Below are 15,596 nucleotides of genomic sequence, written 5' to 3' on the forward strand. Positions count from 1 at the left end.
GCGTTTATGAATAATCATAAGTTCTTCCACTCCGTCTATTTAAATGAAGAATTGTGTAACGGCTGTATCAATTGCATTAAACGTTGTCCGACACAAGCGATTCGTGTCCGTAACGGTAAAGCCGTGATCACAAGCCAATTTTGCATTGACTGCGGCGAATGTATACGCATTTGTGCCCATCATGCAAAACGCAGCAATTATGACCGACCGGATATTCTCAGCAATTTTAAATATACCGTAGCTCTTCCGGCACCGTCTCTATACAGCCAGTTCAACAATTTAGACGATATCAACATCTTACTGACCGCCCTGATCTACATGGGCTTTGACGATGTTTTTGAGGTGGCTTCTGCTGCGGAGATCGTCTCGGAAGTATCCCACAAATATATTGACGAACACCCGGAAAAGTGGCCGTTGATCAGTACAGCCTGTCCTTCTGTTGTCCGTTTGATTCGTGTACGTTTTCCGAATCTCATTGACCATCTGCTGCCGATCAATCCTCCGGTAGAGGTGGCCGCCCGATTAGCCCGTAAATATGCAGCCGAAAAAGCCGGAATTGCTCCGGAAGATATCGGTATCATTTTCATTTCTCCATGTCCTTCCAAAGTTGCCTATGCCAAAGAACCTTTGGGAACAGAGAAAAGCGCCATTGATGGTGTGCTGGCCATCAAAGATATCTATCCACTTCTCCTGCCACTTATGTTGGAAGCGGAAAAATCACCGATGAATCTGTCACGGGCCGGTCAGATTGGCGTTGGTTGGGGAAGTCACGGGGGTGAGGCCGCCGGCATCGTCACCGATAACTATCTTGCAGCAGACGGTATTGATAATGTCATACGCGTTCTGGAGGATCTGGAGGATGAAAAATTTTCCAACTTATCTTTTATTGAATTAAACTCCTGCGACGGCGGCTGCGTCGGTGGTGTACTCACTGTAGAAAATCCATACGTTGCCCAGGCAAAACTCAAAAAACTGAATCGCCATCTGCCGGAAGTGGTCACCCACGCACCTGCCGACTTAACCGAAGAAGAGATTTACTGGACCGAAGAAGTTGAATATCTGCCAGTATTCCGTCTCGGAGATTCCATGAAAGAAAGCATCATGATGATGAACCGGGTTGAGCGGCTCTGCCAGAAATTCCCGGGACTGGACTGCGGCGCCTGTGGCGCTCCGACTTGCAAAGCTCTGGCCGAAGATATTGTCCGTGGAAAAGCCAACGAAACCTATTGTATTCATATATTGAAAGACCAGATTCACTCTCTGACCCGCAGTATGAATTCTCTGGTCAACAGCGCTTCTGCCTATGAAATGAAAGGAAACGACTATCGTTACATATTTAAACAGTATCTGAAGACACTGCTTTCCGATATATCTCTTCTGGATGCCGCGCTGAACCTTAATAAAGAAGATAAGGATGAATGACAATGACCGTACAGGATTTAATCAATACAAATCTGTTTCAATTAATAAATGCCGGTGATGACCTGAACAGGGACATCACCGGGCCATTCTGCTGTGATCTGTTAAGTATTGCCATGGGTAAGGCACCGGCCGGCTGTGCCTGGGTCACGGTTATGTCAAATATCAATACTCTGGCCGTCGCTTCACTGACCGATACCGCCTGTATCATTCTGGCCGAAGATACTTCCGTGGATGAAGTCACCCTCGCCAAAGCGAAAATGCAGGGAATCACCCTGTTTACCACCGGACTCCCTGTTTTTAATGCAGCGCTGAGTATTTATCAGCAACTGAACCCATGATGCGGCTTACCTATGACCTGCACATCCATTCCTGCCTGTCTCCCTGCGGAGATAATGACATGACTCCTGCCAATATTGCCGGTATGGCCGCTGTCAAAGGACTGGATGTGATTGCTGTCACCGATCACAACTCCTGCCGTAACTGCGCTCCGACCATGAAAATGGCCGAAGAATACGGCGTGATCGCTCTGCCCGGTATGGAGTTGTGTACGGAAGAAGAAGTCCATGTTGTCTGCCTTTTTCCTGATTTATATACAGCCATGGATTTTGACGGTTACGTTTATGACAAAATGCTGAAAATTCCAAACAAAGAAAAAATATTCGGTGAGCAGCTCCTGTATAATGATATCGATGATATTATCGGAAAAGAACCTAATCTTCTGCTCTGTAACACCTCCATCCGTTTTGATGAAGTCTTTGCGCTGACAGAAGAACGAAATGGCATTATGATTCCGGCCCATATCGATAAAACAACCAACAGTCTGATCGCCAACCTTGGATTTATTCCACCAGACAGCCAATTTACCTGTGCGGAAGTAAGGGATTTGAATAAACTGTCCGGGCTTCTGGACACCCAGCTCTATTTAAGCCGGTGCCGGATTATCAGTAATTCGGATGCGCATTATCTTGAACATATCAATGAACCGGAACATACCATTGATGTGACGGGCCTCTCTGCTGCAGAAATTATCAAAGCATTAAAATTTAAAGACAAAAAATAACCTGTTGACAAGTAAACAGGTTTTCTGTATAATATGTTAGACATCGAACTGTTTGGTGTCTAACATTTTTTTTAAGGAGGAATTTTATGCCCCACACAACAGATATCGGGTTTCAGCTTCACAGTTTATCCAACCTGATGAAACGCCGCATGGAACATTCCGATGCTTTTTCTCATATGGATGATAATGTCACCCGGAATAATGGCTGGATCTTAAATTATCTGGCTTACCACTCGGACCGGGACATTTATCAAAAAGATATTGAAAATGATTTCTGCATCCGCCGTTCAACGGTTTCAAAAGTCATCCGCCTGATGGAAACAAAGGGGCTGATTCGCCGCGAAACGGTTCCCAACGACGCACGACTTAAAAAGCTGGTACTGACACCCAATGGAAAAAAACTCCAGGCCGCCATTGAAAGAGATCAGCAGGAAACGGAACGTCTGCTCCGTCAGGGAGTTACCGAAGAAGAACTGCAAATGTTCTTTCAAGTCATGGAAAAATTCAAAAAAAATATTCAATAATTCACTAAAAACAGGAGGTATCTTATGATTAAACACTTAATGAAAAGCATCCGGGAATATAAGAAAGATTCTTTCCTGGCACCGATCTTTGTTACCGGTGAAGTTATTTTTGAGGTCATCATTCCATTTCTGATGTCCAAATTAATTGATTCCGGTATTGATGCCGGTAATATGAATTATATTCTCCGGACCGGCGCCATACTCGTTGTATGCGCCCTCGTCTCTTTATCCCTCGGTTTTTTTTCCGGCCGCAGTGCTGCCATTGCCTCATCCGGATTTGCCAAAAACCTGCGCAGGGATATGTACTATAATGTGCAGAACTTTTCATTTGCCAATATTGATAAGTTCTCCACAGCCAGTATTGTCACCCGTCTGACAACCGATGTCACCAACGTACAGAATGCATACCAGATGATCATACGAACGGCCGTCCGTTCACCAATCATGATGATCGCCGCCATGGTCATGGCCTTTAAAGTCGCCGGACCCCTTGCATTTGTCTTTCTGGCCTGTATCCCGATTCTTGGCATCGGACTTTATTTCATCATGACCCGGACCCATCCGATCTTTGAACGGGTATTTAAAACTTACGACAAACTAAACAATGTGGTTCAGGAAAATCTGCACGGTATCCGGGTTGTCAAATCCTTCGTCCGTGAAGATCACGAAATAAAAAAATTCAAAGATATTTCTCAGGATATTTATAATGATTTCAGTCACGCTGAGAAAAATCTTGCCTTCAATATGCCGCTCATGCAGATTTGTGTTTACGGCAGTATGCTCTTTATCTCCTGGTTCGGCGCCCGAATGATCGTGGCCTCCGGCAACGACGCTGCTGTAGGCTTAAGTACCGGCGAACTGATGAGCCTGTTCGTATACCTGATGCAGATTCTCATGAGTCTGATGATGCTCTCTATGGTATTTGTCATGATCACCATGTCCAAGGCTTCCGCCGAACGTATTGTGGAGATTCTGGATGAAACATCGGATATTACTTCCCCGGAACAACCGGTAATGGCCATTTCCGACGGTTCGATCGATTTTGAGAATGTAAGCTTTAGTTATTCTAAAAATCCGGATAAACTCTGTCTGAAAAATATCCATCTGCACATTGCTTCCGGTGAAACAGTGGGAATCATCGGCGGCACAGGTTCCGGTAAATCAAGCCTGGTTCAGCTTATTCCACGTCTCTATGACGCCACCATTGGAAATGTCCGGGTAGGCGGCACAGATGTTCGGGATTACGATCTGGAAGTTCTCCGTGACAACGTCGCCATGGTCCTCCAGAAAAATGTTCTCTTTTCAGGAACGATCAGAGAAAATCTTCGGTGGGGAAATGCCGAGGCCACAGACGAGGAATTGATTCATGCCTGCCAGCTGGCCCAGGCCGATGACTTCATCCGAACCTTTCCGGACGGCTATGACACATATATTGAGCAGGGCGGAAGCAACGTTTCCGGCGGCCAGAAACAGCGTCTCTGTATCGCCCGGGCTCTGCTTAAAAAGCCGAAAATACTTATTATGGATGACTCCACCAGTGCAGTGGACACCAAGACCGATGCATTAATTCAGCGTGCCTTCCTGACCGAAATCCCGGAGACAACAAAAATTATCATTGCACAACGGATTTCTTCTGTGGAACACGCAGACAAAATCATTATCATGGATGACGGAGAGATCAATGCCATCGGAAATCACGAAGAGCTGCTGGCATCCAACCCGATTTATCAGGAAGTTTACGCATCACAAGTGAAAGGAGGAAACGACCATGAATAAACGACCAAAAGTATCTTCAAACACAATAAAGCGTCTGCTCTCCTACATTTTTCATTATAAGCTGCGTTTTTTCTTCGTTCTCGTATGTATATTGGTGAGCGCTCTGACCAGCGTTGCCTCATCCTTATATCTGCAGACCCTGATCGACAGCTATATCACACCATTGCTTCTGGAGGCAAATCCGGTATTTGATGCCCTTTTAAAATCCATCATCACCATGGCCTGCATTTATGCCGTGGGAATTATATGCACGTTCCTCTATAACCGAATCATGGTATCGATTGCTCAGGGCGTTTTAAAAGAAATCCGTGACACCATGTTTTCCCATATGCAGACACTGCCCATCCGATATTTCGATACCCACACCCACGGCGATATCATGAGCCACTATACCAACGATACGGACACACTGCGTCAGATGATCTCTCAGAGTATTCCTCAGATGTTTTCATCCCTGATCACGGTTATTTCTGTTTTCTGCGCCATGCTGTCCGTCAATGTATGGCTGACTCTGGTCATTGTTATCTGCATTACTTTTATTTTAAATATTACGAAATTTGTGGCTGGCCGAAGCAGTACCTATTTCATCCATCAGCAGGCATCGATCGGCGATGTCAACGGTTATATCGAAGAAATGATCAATGGTCAGAAAGTCATCAAGGTTTTCTGTCATGAAGAAGCCGCCGAAAAGGTCTTTGATGAAAAAAATGCCGGACTCTGCAAAGATTCGACAGCGGCCAATATGTTTGCCAACATCCTCATGCCAATCATGAACAACCTTGGACACCTCCAGTATGTTCTCGTCGCCATCATCGGCGGTGCTCTGGCTCTGAATGGCGTCAGTGGTCTGACATTGGGTGCCATCGCTTCTTTCCTTCAGCTGACCAAATCCTTTAACGGACCGATCAGTCAGATCTCTCAGCAGTTAAATGCCGTCATTATGGCTCTGGCCGGCGCAGACCGTATTTTTAAATTAATGGACGAAGTTTCCGAAGAAGATGATGGTGAAGTGACACTTGTCAATGTCCGGTATAAAAATGGGGAATTGGAAGAGGTGGATCGCCGTACCGAACTTTGGGCATGGAAAGTGCCAAATGGTGACGGCAGCTTCCGTTACGAAGAATTGAAAGGCGAAGTTCGCTTTTATGATGTGGACTTCGGATATACGGAGGAAAAAATTGTTCTCCACAATATCACCCTTTACGCCGAACCCGGACAGAAAGTAGCTTTTGTCGGAGCTACGGGCGCCGGTAAAACAACGATTACTAACCTGATCAATCGTTTTTATGATATTGCTGACGGCAAGATCCGTTACGACGGCATCAATATCAATAAGATCAAAAAAGCTGATCTCCGCCGTTCCCTCGGTATCGTTTTGCAGGACGTCAACCTCTTTACCGGAACCGTCATGGAAAACATTCGTTATGGCAACCTTAATGCTACTGACGAAGAATGTATCGCCGCCGCCAAGCTGGCCAATGCGGACAGCTTTATACGACGTCTTCCACAAGGATATGACACCGTCCTTTCCGGTGATGGTTCTGGTCTGTCCCAGGGCCAGCGCCAGTTGATCTCCATTGCCCGGGCGGCCGTGGCCGACCCACCGGTCATGATCCTGGATGAGGCCACCTCCTCCATCGATACCCGGACCGAGGCCATTGTCCAGAAGGGTATGGACCGGCTCATGCTTGGCCGGACCGTATTTGTCATCGCTCACCGGCTCTCCACGGTCCAGAACTCGGACGTTATCATGGTTCTGGAACAGGGTAATATTATCGAGCGCGGACCGCACGATGACCTGATCGCTCAGAAAGGCAAATACTACCAGCTCTATACGGGCGCCTTTGAATTGGAATAGAATTCTGTTCCCTGTGCATAAACAAAAAATTCTTCTCCATGAGAACCGTTCACCAGGTTCCTCAGGAGAAGAATTTTTTATATTTGATACGAAGTTACCAACAACCGCAGCAGTCGGCAGAATACAACCGGCCGGAGCTATTCCTCCGCTGTCTCCTTTACGCTTCGGCGCACTGCCGGCGCATATTCGTAAGGTTCAAGGAAACGCCGTTCATACTCTTCTCTCAACTCTTGCCGGAATTTCGGATGGGCGATCTTAATCAATGCCCTTGCTCTTTCCTTCAAAGTCTTTCCTTTAAGAAGGGCGATTCCATACTCGGTAATGACATAATGGACGTCATTCCGGGAGGTCGTCACCGCCGCTCCCTGATCTAAAAACGGTACGATTCGGCTGATCGTTCCGCCTTTGGCCGTTGAGAGCATGGCGATAATACTCCGGCCGCCATTGCTCATAGCCGCACCGCGCACAAAGTCTACCTGGCCGCCGACACCGCTGAACTGTCTTAACCCTATACTTTCACTGGCTACCTGTCCCATCAGATCGACCTGAATACAACTATTGATGGAGACCACATTGTCATTCTTTGCAATGGTCACCGGATCGTTCACATAATCGACCGGATTCATGGAAATTTCCGGGTTATCATCAATAAAATCATACAGACGCCGTGTACCCATGACAAACGTAATCACACTCCGTCCCGGCTCCACTTTTTTTCGCTTATTATTAATAATACCTGCCAGCATCAAATCCACAATACCATCGGAAGCCATCTCTGTATGGAGTCCCAAATCCTTTCTATCCCACAAAAATGGAAGAACAGATTCAGGAATCGAACCAATACCAAGCTGGAGACAATCCCCATCTTTAATCAGTGTAGAACAATATTTTCCGATTTTCTGTTCTAAAATACTTACCTTCGCGGGCTGCTGTTCCAGAATCGGTTCGGAATGTTCCACAATAAAATCAATATCACGGACATGAATCAGATTTCCGCCAAAGGTTCTCGGCATAAACTCATTAACCTGTGCAATAACAATTTTTGCACTGTCGGCCACCGGTTTCGTATAGTCGCTGGATGTTCCGAAAGAACAGAATCCATGTTTATCCGGAAGGCTTACCATGACAAGAGCTACGTCCACCGGAAGTTCCGTGCGGAAAAGCTTTGGAATTTCATGAAAAAATCCCGGACTGTAATTGGCATAGCCCTGGGCTACCGCTTCCCGGGTTCCTGCTCCAAGGAAGAAGCCGTTAAAAATAAAATGGCCCTTCATCTCAGGCCGTGTATACTTACCTTCACCCAAAGAAACAAGATGACAGATTTCAACATTTTCATACATCTCATAGTTATCTACTAATGTATCAATTAAATATGTAGGCTCACCTGCCGCATGTCCGGTCACCACCCGGTCGCCGCTTTTAATATAACCAATAGCCTCTTTTGCGGATACGACCTTCGAATCATAAATATCTTTCCAATCTAGAATATTCATATCTTCCACCCCCTGTTATCTATTATTATATTTCACTGCCGCATCAAACACAAGCAGAAACTATCCGGATCCCACAATATTGAAAAAAAATACAGCCAAACAATCGAATTGTCTGACTGTATCCTGCTATAACAATCGTTTCCGATAAGCCTCCAGTTCCCGGATATAAATCTGGCCGATGGGACTGATATTTGAATCTTTCCGCTTAATATATCCAATCCGCATTTTCTCTGTTTCCACCAAAGGCACTGCCTTATAGTCTGAACCATTCAGTTCTTCACAAATAATGCCGGAACAAAGGGTGTAAGCATTCAGACCGATCATCAGATTCAAAAGCGTAGCCCGATCATTCGCATGGATGATCTGCTTATAATCATAAGTACTCTTCATCTCTTCAGCGAAATAAAACGCACCGTTTTTTCCCTGATCAAAGGCCAGACACGGATAGTCCTGAAGCTCCTCCATGGAAATCTGAGGCTGGTCCGCCAGCGGATGTCCGCCCCACAGATAGACATAGGTCTCGCACTGAAAAAGCTCCGTAAATTCCAGGCCATTCTCTTTAAAAATCTTCCGCATGACCTGTTCATTATAATCATTCAGATAAAGCACACCCATTTCGCTTTTAAAAAACTTGACATTTTCAATCACTTCCCAGGTCCGGGTCTCATGGACCGCAAACTCATATTCATCCATGCCGGTCTGCTTTACCATCTCCACAAAAGCTTTGACCGCAAAGGAATAGTGCTGCATAGAGACACTGAATTTCTTTTTTGATTTTTTTTCAACATATCGATTCTCCAGCAACCGATACTGCTCATCGACCTGACGGGCATAGCCTAAAAACTCCTCGCCCTCAGGCGTAATAATAATGCCACGGTTAGAGCGGACAAAAAGATTAAAGCCAATCTCCTGTTCCAGCTCCTTCACTGTCGCCGACAGACCCGGCTGGGATATGAACAATTTTTTGGCCGCTTCATTCATGGACCCGCTATCCGCAATCGTAATCACCTGACGTAATTGCTGTAATGTCATTATTTCGCCTCTTTATTAAAGTACGCCCTTGTCTCCCTGGCTACCACGCCGCTCAAAGCGATCAAAGCAATCAGGTTTGGAAGGGCCATCAGTGCATTAAATATATCTGCAATATTCCATACCGCTTCCACTGTCATATATGGTCCGATAAATACGGCTAAAATGTACAGCCAGCGATAGGTCGTAACAACATTTTTATTCCTGTTAAACAAATATTCCACACAGCGTTCCCCGTAATAATTCCATCCGAGAATCGTTGTAAACGCAAAAAATGTCAGACACAGCATTAATACGAAGGACGAAACCACCGCCGGAAACGGAAGTCCCATTCGGAAAGCCGCACTGGTGATCTCAACACCCTCCAGCCCCTCAATCTGCCAGGCACCGGTCAAAACAATCGAGATTCCTGTCATGCTGCAGATAAGCACCGTATCAATGAAAGTTCCCGTCATAGATACAAGCCCCTGACGAACCGGCTCTTTTGTCTGAGCCGCAGCCGCAGCGATCGGCGCACTACCAAGGCCGGATTCATTTGAGAATATACCTCTGGCAATACCTTTCTGCATGGCAATGACCATCGTGCCTACAGCCCCACCGACCAGCGCACTGCCTGTAAAAGCCGTTTTTACGATCAACGCAATGGCCATCGGAATTTTTGTCACATTTGTTATCAGAATGATCAACGCAAAGACCACGTAGAGAACTGCCATGAAGGGAACTATGATTTCCGAAACTTTTGCAATACGTTTAATTCCACCCAGGACAACCATTCCAACGACCACTGTAAGTACCAGGCAGGTAATCACAGTCACCCACGAATATGTATTACCAAAAAGCGACACTGTCGACTGCATGTCCGGGTCAAAAAAGTTCTTCGTGGCTGAGGCGATACCATTAACCTGAGTAAAAGTACCGATTCCCATAAGACCGACGCAGGCACCAAAGAAAGCAAATATCTTTCCGAGCCACCGGAAATTTTTACCCATACCGTTTTCAATATAATAGAACGGTCCGCCGAGAACATGTCCTTCCGCATCAATCGTCCGGTACTTAATAGCCAAAAGACCTTCGGCATACTTGGTCGCCATACCAAACAAGGCTGCAACTACCATCCAGAATAAAGCTCCCGGTCCGCCGGCAGCAATCGCCGTAGCCACACCGACAATATTTCCTGTACCGATAGTTGCCGAGAGGGCCGTACACAAGGCGCCGAAACTGCTGACCTCTCCCGCGCCACCTTCCTCATTCTGCACCATAAACTTCAATGCTTTCCCCAAATGTCGGATTTGAAGTAAGCCCAGCCGAACAGTAAGGTAAATCCCCGTCGTCAAAATCATAATGATTAACGGCAACCCCCAAACGGCATCATCGATCCACTTGATCAGTTCGTTGATTTGTTGTAACATTTTTCTTCCTCCATCCTTTTGCCTGAGAGAATTGCAGCGGACTGCTGCGTACACCTTCGGCGCTCACAAAAATCTGAGTCTCTCCTGAGTTGGCTTAAAAGCCATTTATTAGAATAGCATAAAGAAAAATGACATACAAGAAATTTTCATCTATTATTTACAAATTTATACATTCTTCAGGCTCTGTTCCAAATCTGCGATGATATCCTCCACATTTTCAAGGCCGACCGACAGGCGGATCAGACCCGGATTCACACCAGCGGCGATCAGCTGCTCATCGGTCAACTGGCGATGGGTCGCACTGGCCGGATGGAGTACACAAGTACGGATATCGGCTACATGAACTTCATTGGAAGCCAATTTTAAGCCATCCATAAACCGGACAGCCGCTGCTTTTCCGCCTTTGATCGTAATGGAAATAACACCGCAGGTTCCCTTCGGAAGATATTTCTTCGCCAGCTCATGATATTTATCCCCCGGAAGGGCCGCATAGCTGACAGATTCGATTTTATCTGAAGCCTGTAAAAACCTGGCCACTTTCAGTGCATTCTCACAGTAACGCTCCATACGGATCGGCAGTGTTTCCAAACCGAGATTCAGCAGAAAAGCCGAATGGGCTGCCGGATAAGCACCAAAATCCCGCATAAGCTGCATCCGCGCTTTAATAATATAGGCCATCTCTCCAAAGTCCTTTGTGTAAATTACGCCATGATAGGATTCATCCGGCTCTGTAAATTCAGGGAATTTGCCATTTGCCCAATTAAATTTACCACTGTCGACAATGACACCACCAATCTGAAGCGCATGTCCGTCCATATATTTTGATGTGGAATGTACAACGATATCCGCGCCAAATTCAATCGGTTTACAGAGAATCGGTGTGGCAAATGTATTGTCAATAATAAGCGGCACATCATTCTTATGAGCTATCTTTGCAAATTTTTCGATATCGAGAACAGCCAATGCCGGATTTGCCAGAGTTTCACCGAATACACAGCGAGTATTTGGCTTAAAAGCTTTCTGGATGGTTTCTTCATCCGCTTCTGCATCCACAAAAATACATTCAATTCCAAGCTTCTTTAAGGTGACTGCAAAGAGATTGACCGTACCGCCGTAAATTGTGGACGTACTGATAAAGCTGTCTCCCGCATTACAAAGATTCAGAATTGAAAACAGGGAGGCCGCCTGTCCGGAGGAAGTACACATAGCGCCAACGCCGCCCTCCAGATCCGCAATCTTTTTCTCTACTGCATCCACTGTCGGATTGGCAAAGCGGGAATACATATATTCCGTCGGCATATCAAAGAGCTGTCCGATGTGCTCCGTCGAATCAAATACATAGGTCGTGCTCTGTACGATCGGCATTACCCTGGGTTCCCCGTTTTTTGGCGTATAGCCTGAATGCAAACATTTTGTTTCGTCTCTCATGACTTCATTCCTCCGCTTTCTGCAAGTTTTTCTTTTAATGTAGGGTCAAATACTCCCTGACGGAGCATTTCTATTTCCATCCGGTAAGGCGCCCAGGATTTTTTCGGCTGACTGGCATCAGCCACATAGGGCGTCTCCAGAATTTTCGGTATATTTTCAAAATCCTTGTGATGAACGATCCGGTTCAGGGCTTCGAAGCCAATATGTCCGAAACCAATATTCTCATGACGGTCCTTGCCCGCTCCAGGTACATTCTTACTGTCATTTATATGAAATACGGCAATCTGCTCTTTGCCAAGTATCCGGTCAAATTTTTCCATGACGCCGTCAAAATCGTTGATAATATCATAGCCAGCATCGCTTGTATGGCAGGTATCGAAACACACACGCAGTTTGTCGTTAAACGTCACCTTGTCATAGATCTGGGCCAGTTCCTCGAAACTTCTGCCGATCTCACTGCCCTTTCCCGCCATCGTCTCCAATGCCACATAAACCCTGGCATCCCGATCCAGCACCTCATTCAGCGCTTCTGCAATTTTGGCAATCCCCGCCTCGGCCCCTGCGCCCACATGAGCTCCCGGATGAACAATAAGAATCCGACTGCCCATGGCCTCGGCCCGGTTCAATTCCAGATTCATAAAATCCACAGCCAATTCGAAGGTCTCCGGCTTTATCGTATTCGCCATATTAATAATATAGGGGGCATGAATAACGATTTCATCAATTCCATGTTCCCTCATATAATTCCAGCCTTCGTCAATGCGCAGTTCACGGATATCCTTACGCTTTGTATTCTGGGGTGCACCCGTATACACCATAAAGGTATTGGCACCATAGGACACGGCTTCCTTTGCCGAGCCTAAAAACATTTCTTTTCCACTCATTCCCACATGGGAACCTATTTTTAACATAGTCCCTCCTTATCTCATTATCCCGTATATTTATCTACCGTGCCCGCCGGTAAGCCACACCATTTTCCAGCTCGATATCTCGGCGCGCAAACAACTGCTCTACTGTTAAAAAAGTATAACCCATTCGCTGTAATTCGTCAATAATTCCGGCGGCTCCCTCCAGACCATGTTCTGATATATCATGCATCAGAATAATGTCCCCGTCTTTCACGGTTTCTGCCGTTTCGCGAATTATTTTCTCAGCGCTTATTCCTGTCCAGTCCGTCGTGTCCACCGACCATAAAATCATCGGACGATCCAGCCAGTCCTCCAGATTCTTATTTATTCTTCCAAAAGGCGGTCTCAGCATAAACCCACTCTGTCCTGTGACAGCTTCAATTGCCGCCTCTGATTTCTCGATTTCCTTCTTCTGCTCCGCCTCAGACAAGCAGCCCAGATCCACATGACTGTAAGTATGTATGCCGATTTGATGGCCCTCTTCGTACATACGGCGGACAAGTTCCTGATTTTCCTCCACCTGGGCCCCAATCATAAAAAAAGTGGCATGAACCCCTTTTTCTTTCAACATATCCAAAAGTGCATCTGTCTTTCCTTCTTTTGGACCGTCATCAAAGGTCAATGCCACCAACCGTTCGCTTTCTTCATAAATATCATAAGTTGAACTCTCCGGAGTCGCCGATACATTTCTGACGCCAGACACAGTTAAAGATAACAAAAGCATACACAGCGCCGCCACGAGCACACGAAATTCTTTCATTCTTCCTGCTCCTTTAAACTTTTCATATTAATATATTCACCGGATATGTCACTTATGCGGAGCGCAGGCCCACCTACCGGGCTTTTGCCCGTTCTTCTGCTTTTCGAATCAGATCCATCATATCCTTAAGTTCCCTTTCCGACATTCTTGTATATTGAGCCAATTCCTGAAGGGACGGCTCCTGGCCGTTTTGCTCCATCAGATATTTCCTGGCCTCACCCACCAGCGTCACTTTCCCGACAACGGCATTCTCCACATCACTGGCGCCGGTAAGCTCCTGAATATACGATTTCATAGCAGCTTCCACTGCCTGAATAAGTTCTTTTTCCACATATACAGCAGAAAGACCTCTGTCTGCCTTTGCCCCGCTTCCGCATAATTCGGAAAGTTTCAAAAAAAATGCCATGTTGCCTTCCTGAACGACATCAGAGAAATCCTCGGAAGCCACTGACAATTTTCTGGCCTGTTCCAGAATTCGTTCCATCCAGCTCTCGGATATCTTTCCGATGGCCGTCTCATCTCCGTCCAAAAGCGCCTCATATAATCGCTGAAGCTCTTCCTGTGTGCAGACCGAAAGTCCTTCCAGATCTTCCATATACATCCGCAGAATCCGTGAATCCGTAAACGCTTCATCCGCTTTTAATCCGGACGCCTCAAAATTCGTACTTTTTTCCATTGTCTCTGCTTTTTTACTTTCCACTTCCGCATGAGAAACTGCTCCGTTCTCCGGCTTCATCAGGTATTCCAATACCATTTCCTGCTGCTTTTCATTTAAATCCATTTTATGAAAATAGCTGAGAATCTCTTCTCTGGATAAAGGTTCCGCGGCGGTCCGAATGATCTCGGACACTTCTCGAATTGTTTCCGTAAATGTATTTTGATCTAACATAAAATAACCTTCCCTTTCCACTGAATATTCACAATTCACTATATCACAAAAACCCCTGTAAGCAAATGCTTACAGGGGTCCTGATCTTAAATTTTATTCTTCAGGTTGACTCTCTGTCTATTCATAGCTGTATGGCTGAGGCTCTCCAAGAAGCTCTTCACCCAATGTTTCACTTTCCGTTTCAGGTTCGGTCTCAGTCTCGGTTTCAGTCTCGCTCTCCACCCCAGTTTCCAGAGCCGATTCGGTCTCGGTTTCCGTCTCGGATTCCGTTTCCGTCTCAGATTCCAGTTCATGATCCAGACGGGTCACATTAATGACATAAGTCTGAGTATTGCCTGCCGGAGCTGTGACAAGAATCTCAAAGTGATTCTCACCGATCGCCAACATCAGGTCTTCCGGTGCCGTAACCACACTGTCTTCTTCCATCGGTACCGCGGAATAGATAAGCATTTCCATGTCTACCCCAACTTCCACATTATATTCATACACATCCGGGCTGAACTTTTCCTCCAGCTTCTGTACACCGGCGATCATCAACTCTTTAATACGGGCATCCTCGGAAATTGCTGTATTTACGACCACTTCAAGGGATGTGGAATCACCTTCCAGACTGAGCATTTCCAGAGATTCATACTGCTCAATGTAAGCATCATAAAGACGAATATCTGTTGCACCGACCTCCAGTGCTTTGAACGTCAGCTCATAGGTTCGCTCTGTCTCGCCATAAGCTAATGTTTCAATGATCTGTATCTCTCCATTGGCTCCTGTAGCCAGGTCGGTGGATGTTCCCACCAACTCAAGCTTTTCAGGATCATAGGATAAATCTGCTTTGATATAGCTCATCGACTCGCCGCTGGAGGCTGTCACAAGCACTTTCACTTCATCGTCTTTCTCCACTGTCGGAGATTCCACGGATACGGTCATCTGAGTTCCTGATGCATTTGTCTGCATTCCGGTAAAAACCACACCGCCGACCACTGCACAGAGGGTTAAAACCGTTGCACATATGATAGAAATTATTTTTTTATTCATGGTCTTTC

At 46.0% G+C, this 15,596-nt stretch carries 14 protein-coding genes and 1 riboswitch; of the genes, 6 read left to right on the top strand and 8 right to left on the bottom strand.

Annotated features, from left to right (window positions below; translation table 11 throughout):
- The first annotated feature begins 6 nt into the window (after nucleotides 1-6).
- The 6 genes from EV212_RS03950 (at nucleotide 7) to EV212_RS03975 (ending at nucleotide 6,640) form a co-directional block, all read left to right on the top strand.
- Nucleotides 7-1,422, top strand: coding sequence for a [Fe-Fe] hydrogenase large subunit C-terminal domain-containing protein (locus EV212_RS03950; protein ID WP_132089162.1), 1,416 nt, complete (start codon nucleotides 7-9; stop codon nucleotides 1,420-1,422).
- 2 nt (nucleotides 1,423-1,424) lie between these two features.
- Entirely contained in the window at nucleotides 1,425-1,760 is a 336-nt protein-coding gene (locus tag EV212_RS03955) for a hypothetical protein (protein ID WP_132089165.1), read from the top strand.
- Nucleotides 1,757-2,482 carry a PHP domain-containing protein gene (locus tag EV212_RS03960; RefSeq protein WP_132089168.1) on the top strand — a complete coding sequence of 242 codons (726 nt, stop codon included), beginning with the start codon at nucleotides 1,757-1,759 and terminating at the stop codon, nucleotides 2,480-2,482. The genes EV212_RS03955 and EV212_RS03960 overlap by 4 nt, the downstream gene beginning before the upstream one ends.
- 86 nt (nucleotides 2,483-2,568) lie before the next feature.
- Nucleotides 2,569-3,006 (top strand): MarR family winged helix-turn-helix transcriptional regulator, encoded by a 438-nt coding sequence (locus tag EV212_RS03965; RefSeq protein ID WP_132089171.1) that lies wholly within the window; start codon nucleotides 2,569-2,571, stop codon nucleotides 3,004-3,006.
- 24 nt (nucleotides 3,007-3,030) lie between these two features.
- A complete protein-coding gene (locus EV212_RS03970; RefSeq protein ID WP_132089174.1) occupies nucleotides 3,031-4,782 on the top strand; it encodes an ABC transporter ATP-binding protein in 1,752 nt (583 codons plus the stop codon).
- Nucleotides 4,775-6,640: an ABC transporter ATP-binding protein gene (locus EV212_RS03975; RefSeq protein ID WP_132089177.1), complete on the top strand. Its 1,866-nt coding sequence runs from the start codon at nucleotides 4,775-4,777 to the stop codon at nucleotides 6,638-6,640. Before EV212_RS03970 ends, EV212_RS03975 begins: the two co-directional genes overlap by 8 nt.
- Before the next feature lie 137 nt (nucleotides 6,641-6,777).
- On the opposite strand, the gene EV212_RS03980 is transcribed toward EV212_RS03975, so the two are convergent.
- The 8 genes from EV212_RS03980 to EV212_RS04015 form a co-directional block, all read right to left on the bottom strand.
- Entirely contained in the window at nucleotides 6,778-8,133 is a 1,356-nt protein-coding gene (locus EV212_RS03980) for an acetyl-CoA hydrolase/transferase family protein (protein ID WP_132089180.1), read from the bottom strand.
- 126 nt (nucleotides 8,134-8,259) lie between these two features.
- Nucleotides 8,260-9,165 carry a LysR family transcriptional regulator gene (locus EV212_RS03985; RefSeq protein ID WP_132089183.1) on the bottom strand — a complete coding sequence of 302 codons (906 nt, stop codon included), beginning with the start codon at nucleotides 9,163-9,165 and terminating at the stop codon, nucleotides 8,260-8,262.
- Entirely contained in the window at nucleotides 9,165-10,571 is a 1,407-nt protein-coding gene (locus EV212_RS03990) for an alanine/glycine:cation symporter family protein (RefSeq protein WP_132089186.1), read from the bottom strand. Before EV212_RS03990 ends, EV212_RS03985 begins: the two co-directional genes overlap by 1 nt.
- Nucleotides 10,572-10,668, bottom strand: a riboswitch (glycine riboswitch).
- A gap of 68 nt (nucleotides 10,669-10,736) precedes the next feature.
- Nucleotides 10,737-11,999: an O-acetylhomoserine aminocarboxypropyltransferase/cysteine synthase family protein gene (locus EV212_RS03995; RefSeq protein WP_132089189.1), complete on the bottom strand. Its 1,263-nt coding sequence runs from the start codon at nucleotides 11,997-11,999 to the stop codon at nucleotides 10,737-10,739.
- Nucleotides 11,996-12,910: a deoxyribonuclease IV gene (locus tag EV212_RS04000; RefSeq protein WP_132089192.1), complete on the bottom strand. Its 915-nt coding sequence runs from the start codon at nucleotides 12,908-12,910 to the stop codon at nucleotides 11,996-11,998. Before EV212_RS04000 ends, EV212_RS03995 begins: the two co-directional genes overlap by 4 nt.
- A 34-nt stretch (nucleotides 12,911-12,944) precedes the next feature.
- Nucleotides 12,945-13,667: a polysaccharide deacetylase family protein gene (locus EV212_RS04005; RefSeq protein ID WP_132089195.1), complete on the bottom strand. Its 723-nt coding sequence runs from the start codon at nucleotides 13,665-13,667 to the stop codon at nucleotides 12,945-12,947.
- Between the two features lie 73 nt (nucleotides 13,668-13,740).
- Nucleotides 13,741-14,556, bottom strand: coding sequence for an RNA polymerase sigma factor RpoD (locus tag EV212_RS04010; protein WP_132089198.1), 816 nt, complete (start codon nucleotides 14,554-14,556; stop codon nucleotides 13,741-13,743).
- A gap of 117 nt (nucleotides 14,557-14,673) precedes the next feature.
- Entirely contained in the window at nucleotides 14,674-15,588 is a 915-nt protein-coding gene (locus EV212_RS04015; protein ID WP_165873288.1) for a cadherin-like beta sandwich domain-containing protein, read from the bottom strand.
- Nucleotides 15,589-15,596 lie beyond the last annotated feature (8 nt).

Origin of the sequence: Frisingicoccus caecimuris (genome assembly GCF_004340975.1) — a bacterium.
Classification (GTDB): Bacteria; Bacillota; Clostridia; order Lachnospirales; family Lachnospiraceae; genus Frisingicoccus; species Frisingicoccus caecimuris.